This window comes from Acinetobacter sp. B51(2017) (genome assembly GCF_003711395.1).
Classification (GTDB): Bacteria; Pseudomonadota; Gammaproteobacteria; order Pseudomonadales; family Moraxellaceae; genus Acinetobacter.
The window spans coordinates 44,676-57,981 of record NZ_PJRJ01000012.1 but is presented as its reverse complement, the minus strand read 5'-3'; the positions used below and the strand labels follow the sequence as shown (position 1 = coordinate 57,981).

15 protein-coding genes are annotated in these 13,306 nt (G+C 43.7%); 9 read left to right on the top strand and 6 right to left on the bottom strand.

Translation table 11 applies throughout. The features are described 5' to 3' along the window. The first annotated feature begins 85 nt into the window (after positions 1–85). The gene (locus CYK47_RS07690; RefSeq protein ID WP_122900461.1) at positions 86–1,021 is read left to right on the top strand and encodes a patatin-like phospholipase family protein; all 936 of its coding nucleotides are present in this window, start codon (positions 86–88) and stop codon (positions 1,019–1,021) included. Here CYK47_RS07690 and CYK47_RS07685 read toward each other — a convergent pair. Further along, a complete protein-coding gene (locus tag CYK47_RS07685) occupies positions 1,014–2,498 on the bottom strand; it encodes a YifB family Mg chelatase-like AAA ATPase (protein WP_122900459.1) in 1,485 nt (494 codons plus the stop codon). The two genes, CYK47_RS07690 and CYK47_RS07685, sit on opposite strands and share 8 nt — an antisense overlap. Positions 2,499–2,564: 66 nt before the next feature. Next, complete coding sequence (locus tag CYK47_RS07680; RefSeq protein WP_122900457.1) at positions 2,565–2,789, bottom strand: accessory factor UbiK family protein; 225 nt, start codon at positions 2,787–2,789, stop codon at positions 2,565–2,567. 274 nt (positions 2,790–3,063) lie between these two features. Here CYK47_RS07680 and glnK point away from each other — a divergent pair, with 274 nt between their 5' ends. The 7 genes from glnK to CYK47_RS07645 all read left to right on the top strand — a co-directional run bounded on the left by glnK (position 3,064) and on the right by CYK47_RS07645 (position 9,178). Beyond that, on the top strand, positions 3,064–3,402 hold the full coding sequence (gene glnK / locus CYK47_RS07675; RefSeq protein ID WP_122900455.1) for a P-II family nitrogen regulator: 339 nt from the start codon (positions 3,064–3,066) through the stop codon (positions 3,400–3,402). Positions 3,403–3,462: 60 nt separating this feature from the next. Further along, a complete protein-coding gene (locus CYK47_RS07670) occupies positions 3,463–4,866 on the top strand; it encodes an ammonium transporter (RefSeq protein ID WP_122900453.1) in 1,404 nt (467 codons plus the stop codon). Between the two features lie 117 nt (positions 4,867–4,983). Beyond that, on the top strand, positions 4,984–5,451 hold the full coding sequence (nrdR, locus tag CYK47_RS07665; RefSeq protein WP_122900451.1) for a transcriptional regulator NrdR: 468 nt from the start codon (positions 4,984–4,986) through the stop codon (positions 5,449–5,451). Then, entirely contained in the window at positions 5,452–6,528 is a 1,077-nt protein-coding gene (gene ribD, locus CYK47_RS07660; protein ID WP_502697053.1) for a bifunctional diaminohydroxyphosphoribosylaminopyrimidine deaminase/5-amino-6-(5-phosphoribosylamino)uracil reductase RibD, read from the top strand. Next, positions 6,525–7,820 carry a DNA adenine methylase gene (locus CYK47_RS07655; protein WP_122900449.1) on the top strand — a complete coding sequence of 432 codons (1,296 nt, stop codon included), beginning with the start codon at positions 6,525–6,527 and terminating at the stop codon, positions 7,818–7,820. The genes ribD and CYK47_RS07655 overlap by 4 nt, the downstream gene beginning before the upstream one ends. 29 nt (positions 7,821–7,849) lie before the next feature. Beyond that, complete coding sequence (locus tag CYK47_RS07650) at positions 7,850–8,509, top strand: riboflavin synthase (protein ID WP_122900447.1); 660 nt, start codon at positions 7,850–7,852, stop codon at positions 8,507–8,509. A 120-nt stretch (positions 8,510–8,629) separates the two neighbouring features. Continuing rightward, on the top strand, positions 8,630–9,178 hold the full coding sequence (locus CYK47_RS07645; RefSeq protein ID WP_122900445.1) for a VTT domain-containing protein: 549 nt from the start codon (positions 8,630–8,632) through the stop codon (positions 9,176–9,178). A 30-nt stretch (positions 9,179–9,208) separates the two neighbouring features. Here the strand turns inward: CYK47_RS07645 and CYK47_RS07640 are convergent, their stop codons facing one another. The 4 genes from CYK47_RS07640 to CYK47_RS07625 all read right to left on the bottom strand — a co-directional run bounded on the left by CYK47_RS07640 (position 9,209) and on the right by CYK47_RS07625 (position 12,057). Continuing rightward, the gene (locus tag CYK47_RS07640; RefSeq protein ID WP_122900443.1) at positions 9,209–9,427 is read right to left on the bottom strand and encodes a hypothetical protein; all 219 of its coding nucleotides are present in this window, start codon (positions 9,425–9,427) and stop codon (positions 9,209–9,211) included. A 91-nt stretch (positions 9,428–9,518) separates the two neighbouring features. Then, complete coding sequence (locus CYK47_RS07635; RefSeq protein ID WP_252150260.1) at positions 9,519–10,196, bottom strand: hypothetical protein; 678 nt, start codon at positions 10,194–10,196, stop codon at positions 9,519–9,521. Between the two features lie 15 nt (positions 10,197–10,211). Continuing rightward, entirely contained in the window at positions 10,212–10,619 is a 408-nt protein-coding gene (locus tag CYK47_RS07630) for a DNA polymerase III subunit chi (protein ID WP_122900440.1), read from the bottom strand. Then, positions 10,612–12,057, bottom strand: coding sequence for a leucyl aminopeptidase (locus CYK47_RS07625; protein ID WP_122900438.1), 1,446 nt, complete (start codon positions 12,055–12,057; stop codon positions 10,612–10,614). The genes CYK47_RS07630 and CYK47_RS07625 overlap by 8 nt, the downstream gene beginning before the upstream one ends. Before the next feature lie 148 nt (positions 12,058–12,205). On the opposite strand from CYK47_RS07625, the gene lptF reads away from it, so the two are divergent. Then, positions 12,206–13,297 (top strand): LPS export ABC transporter permease LptF, encoded by a 1,092-nt coding sequence (gene lptF, locus CYK47_RS07620; protein ID WP_122900436.1) that lies wholly within the window; start codon positions 12,206–12,208, stop codon positions 13,295–13,297. Positions 13,298–13,306: the final 9 nt, after the last annotated feature.

Below are 13,306 nucleotides of genomic sequence, written 5' to 3'. Positions count from 1 at the left end.
AAATGCTTAACAGCATAAAGGCGACAATAAGGTCGCCTTTTTTATGTTATAAAAATAAGACAATAATAAGCATAGAGCATCAAGCATGAAAAAAATATTAAGCATCGATGGCGGAGGCATTCGCGGCATTATCCCAGCCTTGGTATTGGCTGAAATCGAAAAACGCACCCAAAAACCCATTAGCCAATGTTTTGATTTATTTGCAGGTACCTCGACAGGCGCTATTTTAAGTCTAGGTTTAGCCAAAGCTGATCATATAGGGCGAGCCGAATATAGTGCGGCGGAACTTGCCGAAATTTATGCCCAGCGTGGCCGTGAAATTTTTGCACGCTCTTTATGGAAAGGCTTTGCCTCGGTAGGCGGTTTGTTAGATGAGCGCTACTCGGCTGTGGGTTTAGAGACAGTATTAGCGGACTATTTTGAAAATACCGATTTGGCCAAATGCTTGGTTAAAACCATGATTACGACCTATGATCTAGAAAAGCGTGAACCTTTATTTTTAAAGAGTTGGCGTGCTGAACATGCTGATGTATTGATGCGTGATGCAGGACGCGCCACTGCTGCAGCACCGACCTATTTTGAACCAGCGAAGATTTTGGTCAATGCTGAGCCACGGGTATTGGTTGATGGTGGTATTTTTATTAATAATCCTGCCATGTCCGCCTATGCTGAAGCACGGCGAATTTTCCCCGATGACCCAGATATTTTTGTCTTGTCTTTAGGTACAGGGGAGCTAGTGCGTCCGATTGGCTATCAAGAAGCCAAACACTGGGGCAAAGTAGAATGGGTTTTACCCCTGCTGAATTGTATGTTTGATGGCATGGCAGATGCTGTAGATTATCAGCTCAATAATCTGCTTGAGCCAGCACGTTATTTTAGATTGCAACACAACCTCAGCTACGCGTCCGATGACTTAGATAATGCAAGCCAAGGTAATGTGTGTTTATTACAACAAGAAGCTGCACGTTTAATTCAAAAGCATCATCTTGATTTGGATAAAATTTGTGAACTGATTAGCTAGCTCCACGATAAGACAGCGCCTCAGTAATATGCTGATTTTCAATATTGTCTGTTAATGATAAATCCGCGATAGTACGCGCCACTCGTAACACACGATGATAGGCGCGTGCCGAGAGGTTTAGACGTTGTTGGGCTAGCGCCAAAATTTGCTCGGCTTGTGGTTGCAAACTCGCATAATGTTGCAGCTGTTGCGGGCTTAAGGCGGCATTTAGGCAGCTTTGCCGCTGCATTTGCTGCTGATAAGCTTGCATGACTCGAGCGCGTACTGTGGCTGAGTTCTCGGTACTGCTGGTGCTTTGTAGCTCTGCAGCGGGCAAAGGTGGGACATCAATATGTAAATCAATGCGATCTAATAAAGGCCCAGAAATACGATTTTGGTAACGCTGAATCGCCACGGCCGAACATTGGCAGCGTTGATCTTGATGAAAAGCATAACCACAAGGGCAGGGATTCATTGCAGCAATCAGCTGAAAATTGGCGGGAAAGGTCATTTGCCGAGAAGCACGCGAAATCACAATTTCCTTAGACTCTAAGGGTTGGCGTAATACTTCTAATACCTTGCGATCAAACTCAGGCAGCTCATCTAAAAATAATACGCCTAAATGCGAAAGCGTAATTTCCCCAGGTTTGGGCTGTGAACCGCCCCCCACTAAAGCAATGGCTGATGCGGTATGATGTGGCGCGCGAAAAGGGCGTTCACCAAAATGATATTGAACATTGGCTACCGAATAAATACGTGCCACTTCTAGATTTTCTTCTAGTGTTAAAGGCGGCAAGATCCCTGCTAAGCGCGATGCCAAGAGAGTTTTACCTGTACCGGGTGGACCTTTAAATAATAAAGAATGTCCGCCTGCCGCAGCAATTTCTAAAGCACGCCGTGGTCTGAGTTGTCCTTTGACATCGGCTAAATCTAAATAATGAGCCAATTGGGTCTGTGCTTGTGGGGCTTGATAAACACTTAAGGGATGTTGTCCTGATAAATGACCACACACCTCAGTTAAATTGGTGGCTGCAAAAACCTCAAAACCGTTTAACTTGGCGGCATCTATGGCATTGGTATGCGGTAAAATCAACTGATGACCTGCTTGCTGACAAGCAATCGCAATGCTTAAAGTGCCTGTGGTTGGGCGTAATTGACCATCTAAAGCTAATTCACCAATAAATTCGAGTTGTTCAGTACTCTGCTCAGGCAATTGACCTGAGGCAATTAAAATCCCTAAAGCAATGGCTAAATCGAGGCGTGCACCATCTTTAGGCAAATCTGCAGGGGCTAAGTTAATGGTTAAGCGTTTGGTGGGAAAATTAAAACCACTGTTAATAATCGCCGAGCGAACTCGATCTTTACTTTCGCGTACCGCAGCTTCGGCTAGGCCCACCATGGTCAAAGAGGGTAGACCTTGACTAATATGTACTTCAACTTCAATGAGGGGTGCATCTAAACCGAGTACACCACGGGTATAAATTTTAGCAAACGACATCTAGAGTGCTCCTTATTGGTGCAGACTATGCGGACTGTGTTGCTTAAAAAATGCACAAAATAGGTGCTATTTGTCTTTAAGCTGCTGTTCGAGTGCTTCAAGCTGTTGCATAAGTTGGTCTAAACGTAAATTGGCTTGGGCTAAGGCTTGGCGTTGGCGTTCAATTTCGTGTTGCGACACTAAATCCATTTTGCTTACAGCCTCTTGTAATAAGGCTCTAAGATTATGTTCTAAATCTTTTTTTGGTTGTTCAACTTGCTGCAAAATGGCTTGGATCAAGGTTTCGAACATAGAGAAGTCCAATCAATAACTAAGTCCATTCAGTGTAGCATTGCCGGCTGATTGCCCCTAGTCGTGATAGAAAAATATACCCATCTTCAATAAGCTTAATCGTTATTTTCTGAGTAAATATGTATTTATTTTAAGATTCTCACTACGTGGGAAAGGTTAAAATAATGTATAAATAGAGCCAAGTGAAAAGCCTTAACATCCCCCAACCTTAAGGCTTTGGCACGGAAATTGAACATAAAACCTTACTGGTGCAAGAAACCGAAGGATATTAAACATGAAACTCGTAACTGCAATTGTTAAACCATTCAAACTTGATGATGTACGTGAAGCTTTATCTGAAATTGGCGTACAGGGCATCACTGTGACTGAAGTAAAAGGCTTTGGTCGTCAAAAAGGTCATACTGAACTGTATCGCGGCGCTGAATATGTTGTTGATTTCTTACCAAAAGTGAAAATCGAAATCGCAATTAGCGATGACATGGTTGACGCTGTGATCGAATCAATTACGCGTGTAGCAAGCACGGGTAAAATTGGCGATGGCAAAATTTTTGTCACTAACTTAGAGCAAGTTATTCGTATCCGTACCGGTGAAACAGGTGCTGACGCAGTTTAAGGTTGGCATGAAGTTTGCTCGCTAGGGCATAACTTACAAAAACACGGTTGGGGGAAACGAATGAAAAAAGCGCTGCTTGCGTTTGGTTTATCCAGCGCATTACTAGGTGGGTCTACTGTATGGGCTCAACAAGCGACTACAGTAGAAACACCGAGTCAAAATGTCACAGTGGTTAGTCATCAAGACATTTCACCTACAGCTACAACAGTGCCTAGCAATGTCGTAGATGGGGTAGCAGTTGATCAAGAAGTTGAGGCAGAAGTTACTTTAGATACAGGTGATACTGCTTGGATTTTAATTTCTACCGCACTGGTTCTATTGATGACTATTCCGGGGCTAGCGCTGTTTTATGCGGGTATGGTGCGTAAGAAAAACGTGTTAAGTACCATGGCGCATAGCTTTGTCGCAGCAGCGGTGGTGAGTATTACTTGGGTTGCGGTAGGTTACTCACTGGCCTTTGGTGAAGGCAATGCCTTTATTGGTAACCTCGATAAAATGATGCTGTCTGGCATTGGAACAGATGCCTTAAGTGGTTCTATTCCTGAAATCTTATTTGTTATTTTCCAAATGACCTTTGCGATTATCACGGTTGCCATTATTAGTGGTTCAATCGCAGAGCGCATGAAATTTGGTGCTTTTGTCGCGTTTATTGCGATTTGGTCGATTGTAGTTTATGCCCCAATTACCCATTGGGTTTGGGGTGGCGGTTGGTTAGGCAACGACGGCGCACTAGATTTTGCCGGTGGTACAGTCGTGCATATTAACTCGGGTGTGGCCGGTTTAGTGGCAGCTTATATGCTAGGTAAACGTATGGGGCTTGGCCGTGAATCGATGGCGCCACATAACTTGACCCTTACTGTACTGGGTGCAAGTTTACTGTGGGTCGGTTGGTTTGGCTTTAACGGTGGTTCAGCATTAGGTGCCAATGGTTCAGCAGGTTATGCGTTAATTGTGACCCAAGTGGCAGCAGCAGCAGCAACACTATCTTGGTTAATGACTGAAAAAATTGTACGTGGTAAAGCTTCTGTCTTAGGCGGTGCGTCTGGTGCGGTTGCAGGTTTAGTGGTGATTACCCCTGCGGCTGGTTTTGTCACTGTGGGTGGTGCTTTGGCCATGGGCCTCATTGGTGGCGTGGTGTGTTTCTGGGGTATTACCGCATTAAAACGTATGCTTAAAGCCGATGACTCACTGGATGCTTTTGGTCTGCATGGTGTTGGTGGTATTGTTGGTGCGATTTTAACCGCTTTCTTTGCCAGCGAGTTTATTATGGGCGATGCAGTGCCTGCCAATTTAATGAGCCAACTTTGGGTGCAAATTGAAGGTGTACTGGCAACCGTGGCTTATTCGGCAATTCTAACTTTCATTATCTTAAAAGTTCTCGATTTAAGCATAGGTATTCGTGTGGCATCTGATGATGAACGCATGGGACTAGATTTAAGTCAACATGGCGAACGTGTCGATTGATTAAAACCTATATATAGTATTAAACAGCCCGAAAGGGCTGTTTTTTTTCCATATCTAGCGTAAAGCGCCACATTTTGCTACACTTCGAATTCATTTTTTGGGTTCAATTTTAACGCTATGCATTGTCCATTTTGCAACGCTGCAGATAGTAAAGTAATTGATTCGCGCTTGGCAGCAGAGGGTTGTCAAATCCGTCGTCGTCGTGAGTGTATTAGTTGCGGCGAGCGTTTTACCACATTCGAAAGCTACGAAGTGGTCATGCCACGGGTGATTAAGTCCGATGGTAAAAATGAACCCTTTGATGAAGCCAAATTACGTCGTTCTTTAATGCACGCACTACAAAAGCGTCCTGTTACCCAAGAACAAATTGAAGCGGTACTCAGCGATATCCAACTCAAAATTCGTCGTTTAGGCGAACGGGATGTCAAATCACGCACCATTGGCGAAATTGTCATGCAAGCCTTATTTGCTATGGATCATGTGGCCTATGTACGTTTTGCCTCGGTATATCAAGATTTTCAAGATGTTGAAGCCTTTCGTCGTCAGATTGAACAAATGCAACAACGCGATCAAGAGGCTGAATAAATGATGAGCCAAGATCATATCTGGATGCAGCAAGCCATTGAACTGGCACGCCGTGGACAATATTCAACCAAGCCCAACCCAAATGTCGGCTGTGTGATCGTCAAAGATGGCAAGCTGATTGGTGAGGGTTTTCATCCGAAAGCTGGTCAACCACATGCCGAAGTGTTTGCGCTGCGTGCTGCAGGTGAACAAGCGCAAGGCGCGACTGCGTATGTGACTTTAGAGCCTTGTGCACATTATGGTCGTACACCGCCATGTGCGAAAGGTTTGGTTGCAGCGGGTGTAGCGAAAGTGGTGGTGGCGTGTCCTGACCCAAATCCATTGGTGGCAGGCAAGGGCGTACAAATTTTACGTGATGCTGGTATTCAAGTTGAAGTGGGTGTTTTAGAGCAACAAGCGCATCAACTCAATTTGGGCTTTTTAAAAGCCATGGCCACGGGTTTGCCTTATGTACGTTTAAAAATAGCTTCAAGCTTAGATGGTCGTACTGCTATGGCGTCAGGTGAATCGAAATGGATTACCGGTACTGAAGCACGTTTAGATGTACAACATTGGCGTGCAATTTCTGGTGCGGTGATTACAGGTATTGAAACTGTACTGGCTGATGACTGTCAATTAAATGTACGTGAGCTACAAGGTGTTGATTTAGCAACAGTGGTGCAACCTAAACGGGTGATCTTAGATCGTCAGGGGCGCTTGCCATTAACGGCTAAAATTTTAGCGCAGCCTGAACAGGTCATAGTGATGGGGCCGTATCGTACAGAGCTGGCGGATTTAGGCGTCGAGCAACTCCAAATTCAAAGTCTAGAAAATTTACTCAAGACTTTAAAAGAAAAACAAATTTACGATGTATTGGTTGAAGCTGGTGCAACCCTTTCGACCGCTTTTTTACATGCCAATCTCGTCGATGAAATGTTGAGTTATGTAGCACCCACTTTGCTGGGGCAGAGCGCACGCGCCATGTTTAGTGCTGAATTTAGCCGTATGGCAGAGCAACAACGTTTTAAACTCATCGACCTTGCGCAAGTGGGCAACGATGTGCGTTTAAGACTGATTCCAATGCAAGAGACACTATGAGTTCAGAGTCATCTACGGTTTATCATAAACGTCGCCATGCCGCGCGCACGACCGATGAATACCTTTTTCATCAGTTGGTACCGTATTTAGGTAATAAGCGTCGTTTATTGCATCTTATTTTAGAAGCCCTAGAAACCACCGGCACTTTAAAGCGTGACGATGGTCGCTCGCCAATTTTTGCCGATTTCTTTGCCGGCTCTGGTGTGGTGTCACGTTTGGCACGGCAGAATGGTTACCGTGTGATTGCCAATGACTGGGAACCTTACAGTCATGCGTTAAACAGCGCAATTTTATCCTGTACCGAAGCGCCAGCTTTTAAGGAGTTGGGTGGCTACCAAAAAGCCATTGATTATTTAAACCGTTTGCCAGAAGTCAAAGGTTGGGTCACGCATAACTTGTGCCCACGTAATGATGAAATTTATGACCCAAGCCGTGACCGTTTGTTCTTTAAACGTCGTAACGGCATGCGTATTGATGCGATTCGGCAGCAAATTGCCACTTGGCAAGCCCAAGGCGCGATTGATGACGTGGAAATGAGTGCATTACTGGCACCGCTGTTATATTCAGCCAGTTTTGTGAGTAATACATCGGGTGTATTTAAAAGCTTCCATCATGGTTGGGGTGGTAAGACCCAAACTGCATTAGAGCGGATTGAATCGTTACTGTGGCTCACGCCAAGTCGTTTTTGTGAGGTTGGCGCAGCGCAGCAACCTGCGGCCGAAGTGTGGTGTGTCGATGCGCAGCACCTTGCCAACCAAATGAGTAGCTTTGAAGTGGATGTGGCGTATTTAGATCCGCCATACAACCAACATGCCTATAGCAGTAATTATCATGTACTCAATGCCTTAACGCTTTGGGATCAGGTCGATTTACCTACACCGGATACTAAAGGCTTTAAAAGCGGTATTGACCGTGCATGGCGTAAAGAACGCCCGAGTCCGTATAACTCATCTAAGCATGCCAAAGATGCTTATGAAAAATTATTAGCAACCATTAACGCGCGTTACATCCTGACCAGCTATTCAACTGATGGTAATATCGATGCGGCAGATTTACTGCAAGCCAATTTAAAACGTGGTCGGGTCACTTTACTGACCCAAGATGTGCCACGTTATCGGGTCAGCAAGCAACGTCAGTCGGAGCGGGCACGGGTATTAGAATTTATTGTGATTACCGACACGCATGCCAAATCTGGCCCACCATTACGTCAGTTGCTGACGCAATTGCATCACTATGCAGAGTTGGGTGGGGTAGATACCAGTAGTGTGACTACACAATTGGCCTTATGGTAAATAAGAAAATTTAGATTAGAGAACCGCTTATGTTTACAGGCATTGTTGAAAGTTTAGGGAAAGTGGAAAGCCTACAAAGCGTAGGCGGTGACGTACGCGTGCGTATTCAAACAGATTCGGATATGTCAGATGTACATTTAGGCGATTCAATTGCCACCAATGGCATTTGCTTAACCGTGATTGCATGGGGCGATAATTGGTATGCTGCCGATGTGTCGCGTGAAAGCTTAAGTCGGACGACATTGGGCACTTGGCAAGTGGGTCAAGCGGTGAATGTTGAAAAAGCCATGTTACCAACGACCCGTTTTGGTGGACATATTGTGTCAGGGCATGTCGATGCAGTGGGTGAAATTACACTTGCACGCCAAGATGCGCGTTCATTGTATTTTGAAGTGACAGCGCCGCGTGAAATTGCCAAATATTTAGCGGAAAAAGGCTCGGTGACTGTGGATGGTATTAGCCTGACCATTAACCATTTGCGTGGCAATGTGTTGAGCCTGAATTTAATTCCACATACGGCAGAGCGCACCAATATTTCTACATGGAAAATGGGCAGCCGCGTTAACCTAGAAGTAGATGTATTGGCGCGTTATATCGAACGTTTATTGCTCGGTGATAAAGCAGCAGAGCAACCACAGGCGTCAAAAATTAGTATGGATTTCCTTGCAGAAAATGGTTTCTTGAAGTAAAACTATCAGTTCCTATAGACAGTCTAGTTGAAAAATTAGACTGTTTTTTTATGGTACAACCATATTTTTTACTGAAATAGCAAACACTTGCAGGAGAATACACACTATGGAATTACAGCCATGATGGATGTTTTACTGCACTTAGAACAGTGGCTACCGATGTTGCTGGAGCAATATGGGGTGTGGATTTATGCCATTTTGTTTGCGGTGATTTTGGCAGAAACTGGCTCGGTATTTATGTTCTTTTTACCGGGTGATAGTTTGCTGATTGCAGTGGGCGCATTATGCTCGACCAGTAGTGATGTGCATTTGCAATATATGGGTATTTTACTGTTTATTGCTGCCGCTTTGGGCTATGTCATTAACTACTATACGGGGCAAGTTCTAGGCTTAAAATACTTTAATCAGCATTCGCGCTTTTTTAAACCTGAATATATGCAAAAGACCAATGCTTATTTTTGTAAGCATGGTGCATTAACCATTTTAATTGCCCGTTTTGTACCTTTTGTCCGATCTTTTGCGCCGTTTGCCGCAGGTTCAGCGCGTATGAACTTTGCCAGTTTTATGTTGTATAACATTTTAGGCAGTGCTTTATGGATTGGAGTATTACTCTCAATTGGCTATGGACTTGGCAATATTATTGGCTTCTTTAAAGATTTGATCATATAAAAAAAAGCCCATTGAAATGGGCTTTTGATTTTAGTGCTTAATCACAGTTAAGGATGTATGTCCAAGCCATGCAGAGCTTTGTTTAGCACAGTTGATAGAATAATTACCTTGATTGGCATACTGTGACAAATACACCGATAAAGATTGAAAATCCGCGCGGCTCATCCATAAATTTTGAGGCGTCAGTATCCATTGTTCGCCGCTGTCTAAGGCAGCAATTTTTGCTGAAACCTGATTCAAAATATTCATTGTGACCCCCATCACGTCATTGTTATACGCTATGGACTATCTTGTGACAAAAGTATGTCAGTTTGATGACAAAAGCAGCAGTTTCATCAGCCTATTTTGAAGCGTCAGGTTGTTGTTCAGGCTGATCCTGCTGAGTTTCAGGTGCATTTTTTGCATCACTAAAGGCGCTATTTTTTAAAGCTAGAGCGATTTCTTCTTTGGCGGCAGCTTGTAACATACGGCGTAGTTCAGCGACTTTGGCTTCAATCACACTTTCTGCTTCAAGCTCTAAACGTAAACGCACACTTTCAAGTTCAGACAACATGCTGGTATCTGGCACTTTAAAGGCTTTATTAAAATGCGGATAATTCTGTTCAGGATTTTTTTGATAGCGCGCAATATAAGTAGTTAACGCCTGTGCTTGTTGCTGACGCAGCACAGCGAGTAACTGATTTTGCGCTTGTTGTTTACGTTGCTGTTCGGCTTCAAATGCTGCAATTTTTGCCGCTTCTTCGGCACGTTTAGCCGCAAGTTTAGCTTCTAAGGCTAAGCGTTCACGTAAGCGTTTGGCTGCCAATAATTCAGCTTGATAGTCTAAATAGCCTTGTTTAATCCGTGATTCGGATTCAACAATGGCACGTTGATCTTGCTCAAGCCATTTATGACTGTCCATCTCAGGTTGTAATAAATCACAAATCCGGGCGAGGTCGTCTAAATACACCTGACGCACAGCCAATGGCGTGGCTAACCAACGCTGTTTAAAATCTTGACCGACATTTAATGTCACCACGGATCTCCTTAAGCTTTACAGTTTGAACGTACGCGGTTCAATCCCAAGACGGCGATATTGTTTAAATTTTTCTCGGCCCAAGCTTTTGGCATCCGAGTGATTCTCAATAATTTCGATAATGTGGCTAAAAGCCTGATATTGTTCAAGCGCATGATTGTTAAAATTAAATACAATCCATTTACTTGATGTCGGTAGCTCGGCTGAAATACAAATGCTCGCGTGCGGTTGATTAATCCCATGCGTTAAAAAGCTAGTGGCATCAAAGCTCCATAGCTCATCATCGAGTTGCTGTTGTAATTCAGGGTCAGCAGTATACAGCCAGATTTTCTCCGATTGTTTTAAAATCTTACGGCATAAACGGCAAGTGATTTCCACTTGCCGCTCATTGCTTTGCTCAAAGAGATAAAAGCTAACTTTAGCCATTGTTGACACGGTTAACTAAAAGCTGCATTAACAGCGGTACTGGACGACCTGTTGCGCCTTTGTTGGCACCTGAGTTCCATGCGGTACCGGCAATATCTAAATGCGCCCAACGATAATCACGGGTAAAGCGTTGTAAGAAACATGCCGCAGTCACTGAACCGGCTTTAGGGCCACCAATGTTGGCAATATCAGCAAATGGAGAATCAAGTTGCTCTTGATAATCTTCAATCACTGGCATACGCCATACACGGTCAAATGCGGTTTTACCTGCGCTTTCAATTTCTTGTGCCAGTTTGTCATCTGGAGTAAACATACCAGTTAATACCGAACCGAGTGCCACAACACATGCGCCTGTTAAGGTTGCAATATCAATCACAATCGCAGGATTAAAGCGTTTTACGTAGGTTAAGGTATCGCAAAGCACTAAACGACCTTCAGCATCGGTATTTAAGATTTCTACTGTTTGACCGCTCATGGTGGTCACAATATCACCCGGACGTGTCGCACCGCCGGATGGCATGTTTTCAGCCGCAGCAATTGTACCTACCACATGAATCGGTAATTTTGCTTCGCACAGTGCACGCATGGTACCAAGTACCGAGGCTGAACCACACATATCGTATTTCATTTCATCCATGCCTGCGCCTGGTTTAAGTGAAATACCACCGGTATCAAAGGTAATGCCTTTACCTACCAATACCACAGGCGCTTCAGCGCGCTCAGCTTGGTATTCAAGAGTAATAATACGACCCGGACGATCTGAACCTTTGCTGACCGCTAAAAATGCGCCCATACCTAAATCAGCAATTTGCTGTTCATCAAGTACCGTAACTTTGAGTAGATCAGGGAATTCTGCAGCTAAAGCTTGCGCTTGCTCAGCTAAATATTCAGGGAAGCAAATGTTACCCGGACGGTTGCCAAGGTCACGCGCATAACTTTGACCGAGTTCAACCGCTTCAATTAAACGTAATTGTTCAGCCGTTAACGGACTATTTGAGGCAATTAACTGAATTTCATTTAAAACAAATTCGTTTTTCTTAGATTTAAATTCGTCGTAACCGTATGCTGCTTGAGTTAAGCTTAAAGCAAATAAATAATGCTGTTCTTGAGGTAGCGCTGAAATATCAATGCTAATGCTTTGGAATTTTTTTTGTGTTGCTTTAATAATGGTTTGTGCAATTTTTGCTAATTTATTTGCAGTAATATCAGCCGCTTTACCAATACCAACTAAAGTGCTGTTGGTGGCATTTTCAATTTGACCAATCAGCGGCAAAGTTTCATTTAAGCTGGCTTTAAATTGTGTAGCTTGTGTTAATTGCGCCAAGTCATTAATCGAATAAGTCGTTGCTGCCTGTTGTACTTGTTCAGAATCAACTAAAATCAACAAAGACTGGCTAGACGTATTCTGAGTGAATGACGTATTCATATTAAGTTTCATATACGGTATTCAGGCCTTTTTAAAGTTTTATGATCCATTAAACCACTGAAACTCGTGGATGTGTAGAGTTTCAACAAGCAGGTTTTATATTTTCAACATTCGGGTAAACTAATGCGAGTTTATTCGGGCATTTTTTGGAAGAATTAATTTGATTATTCGGCGTTATCTGGTCAAGCAAGTCGTGTCGACCTCCTTGGTGGTGATTGCTTTACTGACCTTAATTATGATGGGCGGTCGACTGATCAAATACTTTGGTGTGGCAGCGCAAGGGCGTTTGGATGCCAGTATTTTGTTTAGCATTATCGGCTATCGTTTACCTGAGTTTTTAACCTTAATTCTTCCACTGGGCTTCTTTATTGGCTTGATGTTGGTGTTTGGGCGTTTATATGTCGACCATGAAATGGCGGTACTGAATGGCAGCGGCATGAGTCGTAACCGTTTATCACGCTTACTGATTCCAATGACGGTCGGTTTTTTAGCGGTACAAGCCGCCTTAATGTTATGGATGGCGCCGTGGGGTATTCGTCAGTTTGAACAACTGACCAGCACGCAAGCGGTACGTACTGGCTTTGACTTAGTTCGTCCTAAAGAATTTATCTCATCGGGGCAATACACCATTTATGCCGGTGATTTATCTGAAGATCGTAAAAATTTAAAAGACATTTTCTTCTATCAGCGTGCCACCAAAGAGGGCAAACCTGATGTGATGATTTTGGCTAAAGAAGCCACCCGTGTTGAAATTGAAAATGATAATGCCAACGTAGTGGATTTAACGGCTGGTCGTCGTTATGAGATTTATCCGGGTACAGCTAAATATAGCCAAGCCGAATTTGAAAATTATCGTTTACGTTTAGAAAGTGACAAAGAAGCCAAATTTGAAAGCACCGAAGTGGAAGCGTTAACCACCACAGAACTTTGGAAAAATCGCCAAGATCCTGTCGTCGCCAGTGAGCTCGGTTGGCGGATCTTTGTGCCCTTTGCCATTGTGATTGCTTTGATTTTGGCAACTGCGCTCTCTGAAGTCAGTCCACGTCAAGGACGTTACTTAAAGCTGTTTCCGGCATTGCTTATTTTTGCCAGTTTAATTGTGGCCTTAATGGCAGTGAAAACTCGAATGAGTAAACAAGAAATGGGCATGTGGGCTTATCCATTGGTGCTGTTTGTCTATGGCGCAGCCGGTATGCTGTTTTCACGTAAGCAAAGCCTTGCACCTAAAATTCGTAAAAAGTTAGCTAAGTGAGGTCATAAA

Bases quoted from the DNA above. Each gene is read 5' to 3' on its own strand.
- CYK47_RS07690 (WP_122900461.1), top strand. From the start codon at position 86: ATGAAAAAAATATTAAGCATCGATGGCGGAGGCATTCGCGGCATTATC.
- CYK47_RS07685 (WP_122900459.1), bottom strand. From the start codon at position 2,498: ATGTCGTTTGCTAAAATTTATACCCGTGGTGTACTCGGTTTAGATGCA.
- CYK47_RS07680 (WP_122900457.1), bottom strand. From the start codon at position 2,789: ATGTTCGAAACCTTGATCCAAGCCATTTTGCAGCAAGTTGAACAACCA.
- glnK (WP_122900455.1), top strand. From the start codon at position 3,064: ATGAAACTCGTAACTGCAATTGTTAAACCATTCAAACTTGATGATGTA.
- CYK47_RS07670 (WP_122900453.1), top strand. From the start codon at position 3,463: ATGAAAAAAGCGCTGCTTGCGTTTGGTTTATCCAGCGCATTACTAGGT.
- nrdR (WP_122900451.1), top strand. From the start codon at position 4,984: ATGCATTGTCCATTTTGCAACGCTGCAGATAGTAAAGTAATTGATTCG.
- ribD (WP_502697053.1), top strand. From the start codon at position 5,452: ATGATGAGCCAAGATCATATCTGGATGCAGCAAGCCATTGAACTGGCA.
- CYK47_RS07655 (WP_122900449.1), top strand. From the start codon at position 6,525: ATGAGTTCAGAGTCATCTACGGTTTATCATAAACGTCGCCATGCCGCG.
- CYK47_RS07650 (WP_122900447.1), top strand. From the start codon at position 7,850: ATGTTTACAGGCATTGTTGAAAGTTTAGGGAAAGTGGAAAGCCTACAA.
- CYK47_RS07645 (WP_122900445.1), top strand. From the start codon at position 8,630: ATGATGGATGTTTTACTGCACTTAGAACAGTGGCTACCGATGTTGCTG.
- CYK47_RS07640 (WP_122900443.1), bottom strand. From the start codon at position 9,427: ATGAATATTTTGAATCAGGTTTCAGCAAAAATTGCTGCCTTAGACAGC.
- CYK47_RS07630 (WP_122900440.1), bottom strand. From the start codon at position 10,619: ATGGCTAAAGTTAGCTTTTATCTCTTTGAGCAAAGCAATGAGCGGCAA.
- CYK47_RS07625 (WP_122900438.1), bottom strand. From the start codon at position 12,057: ATGAAACTTAATATGAATACGTCATTCACTCAGAATACGTCTAGCCAG.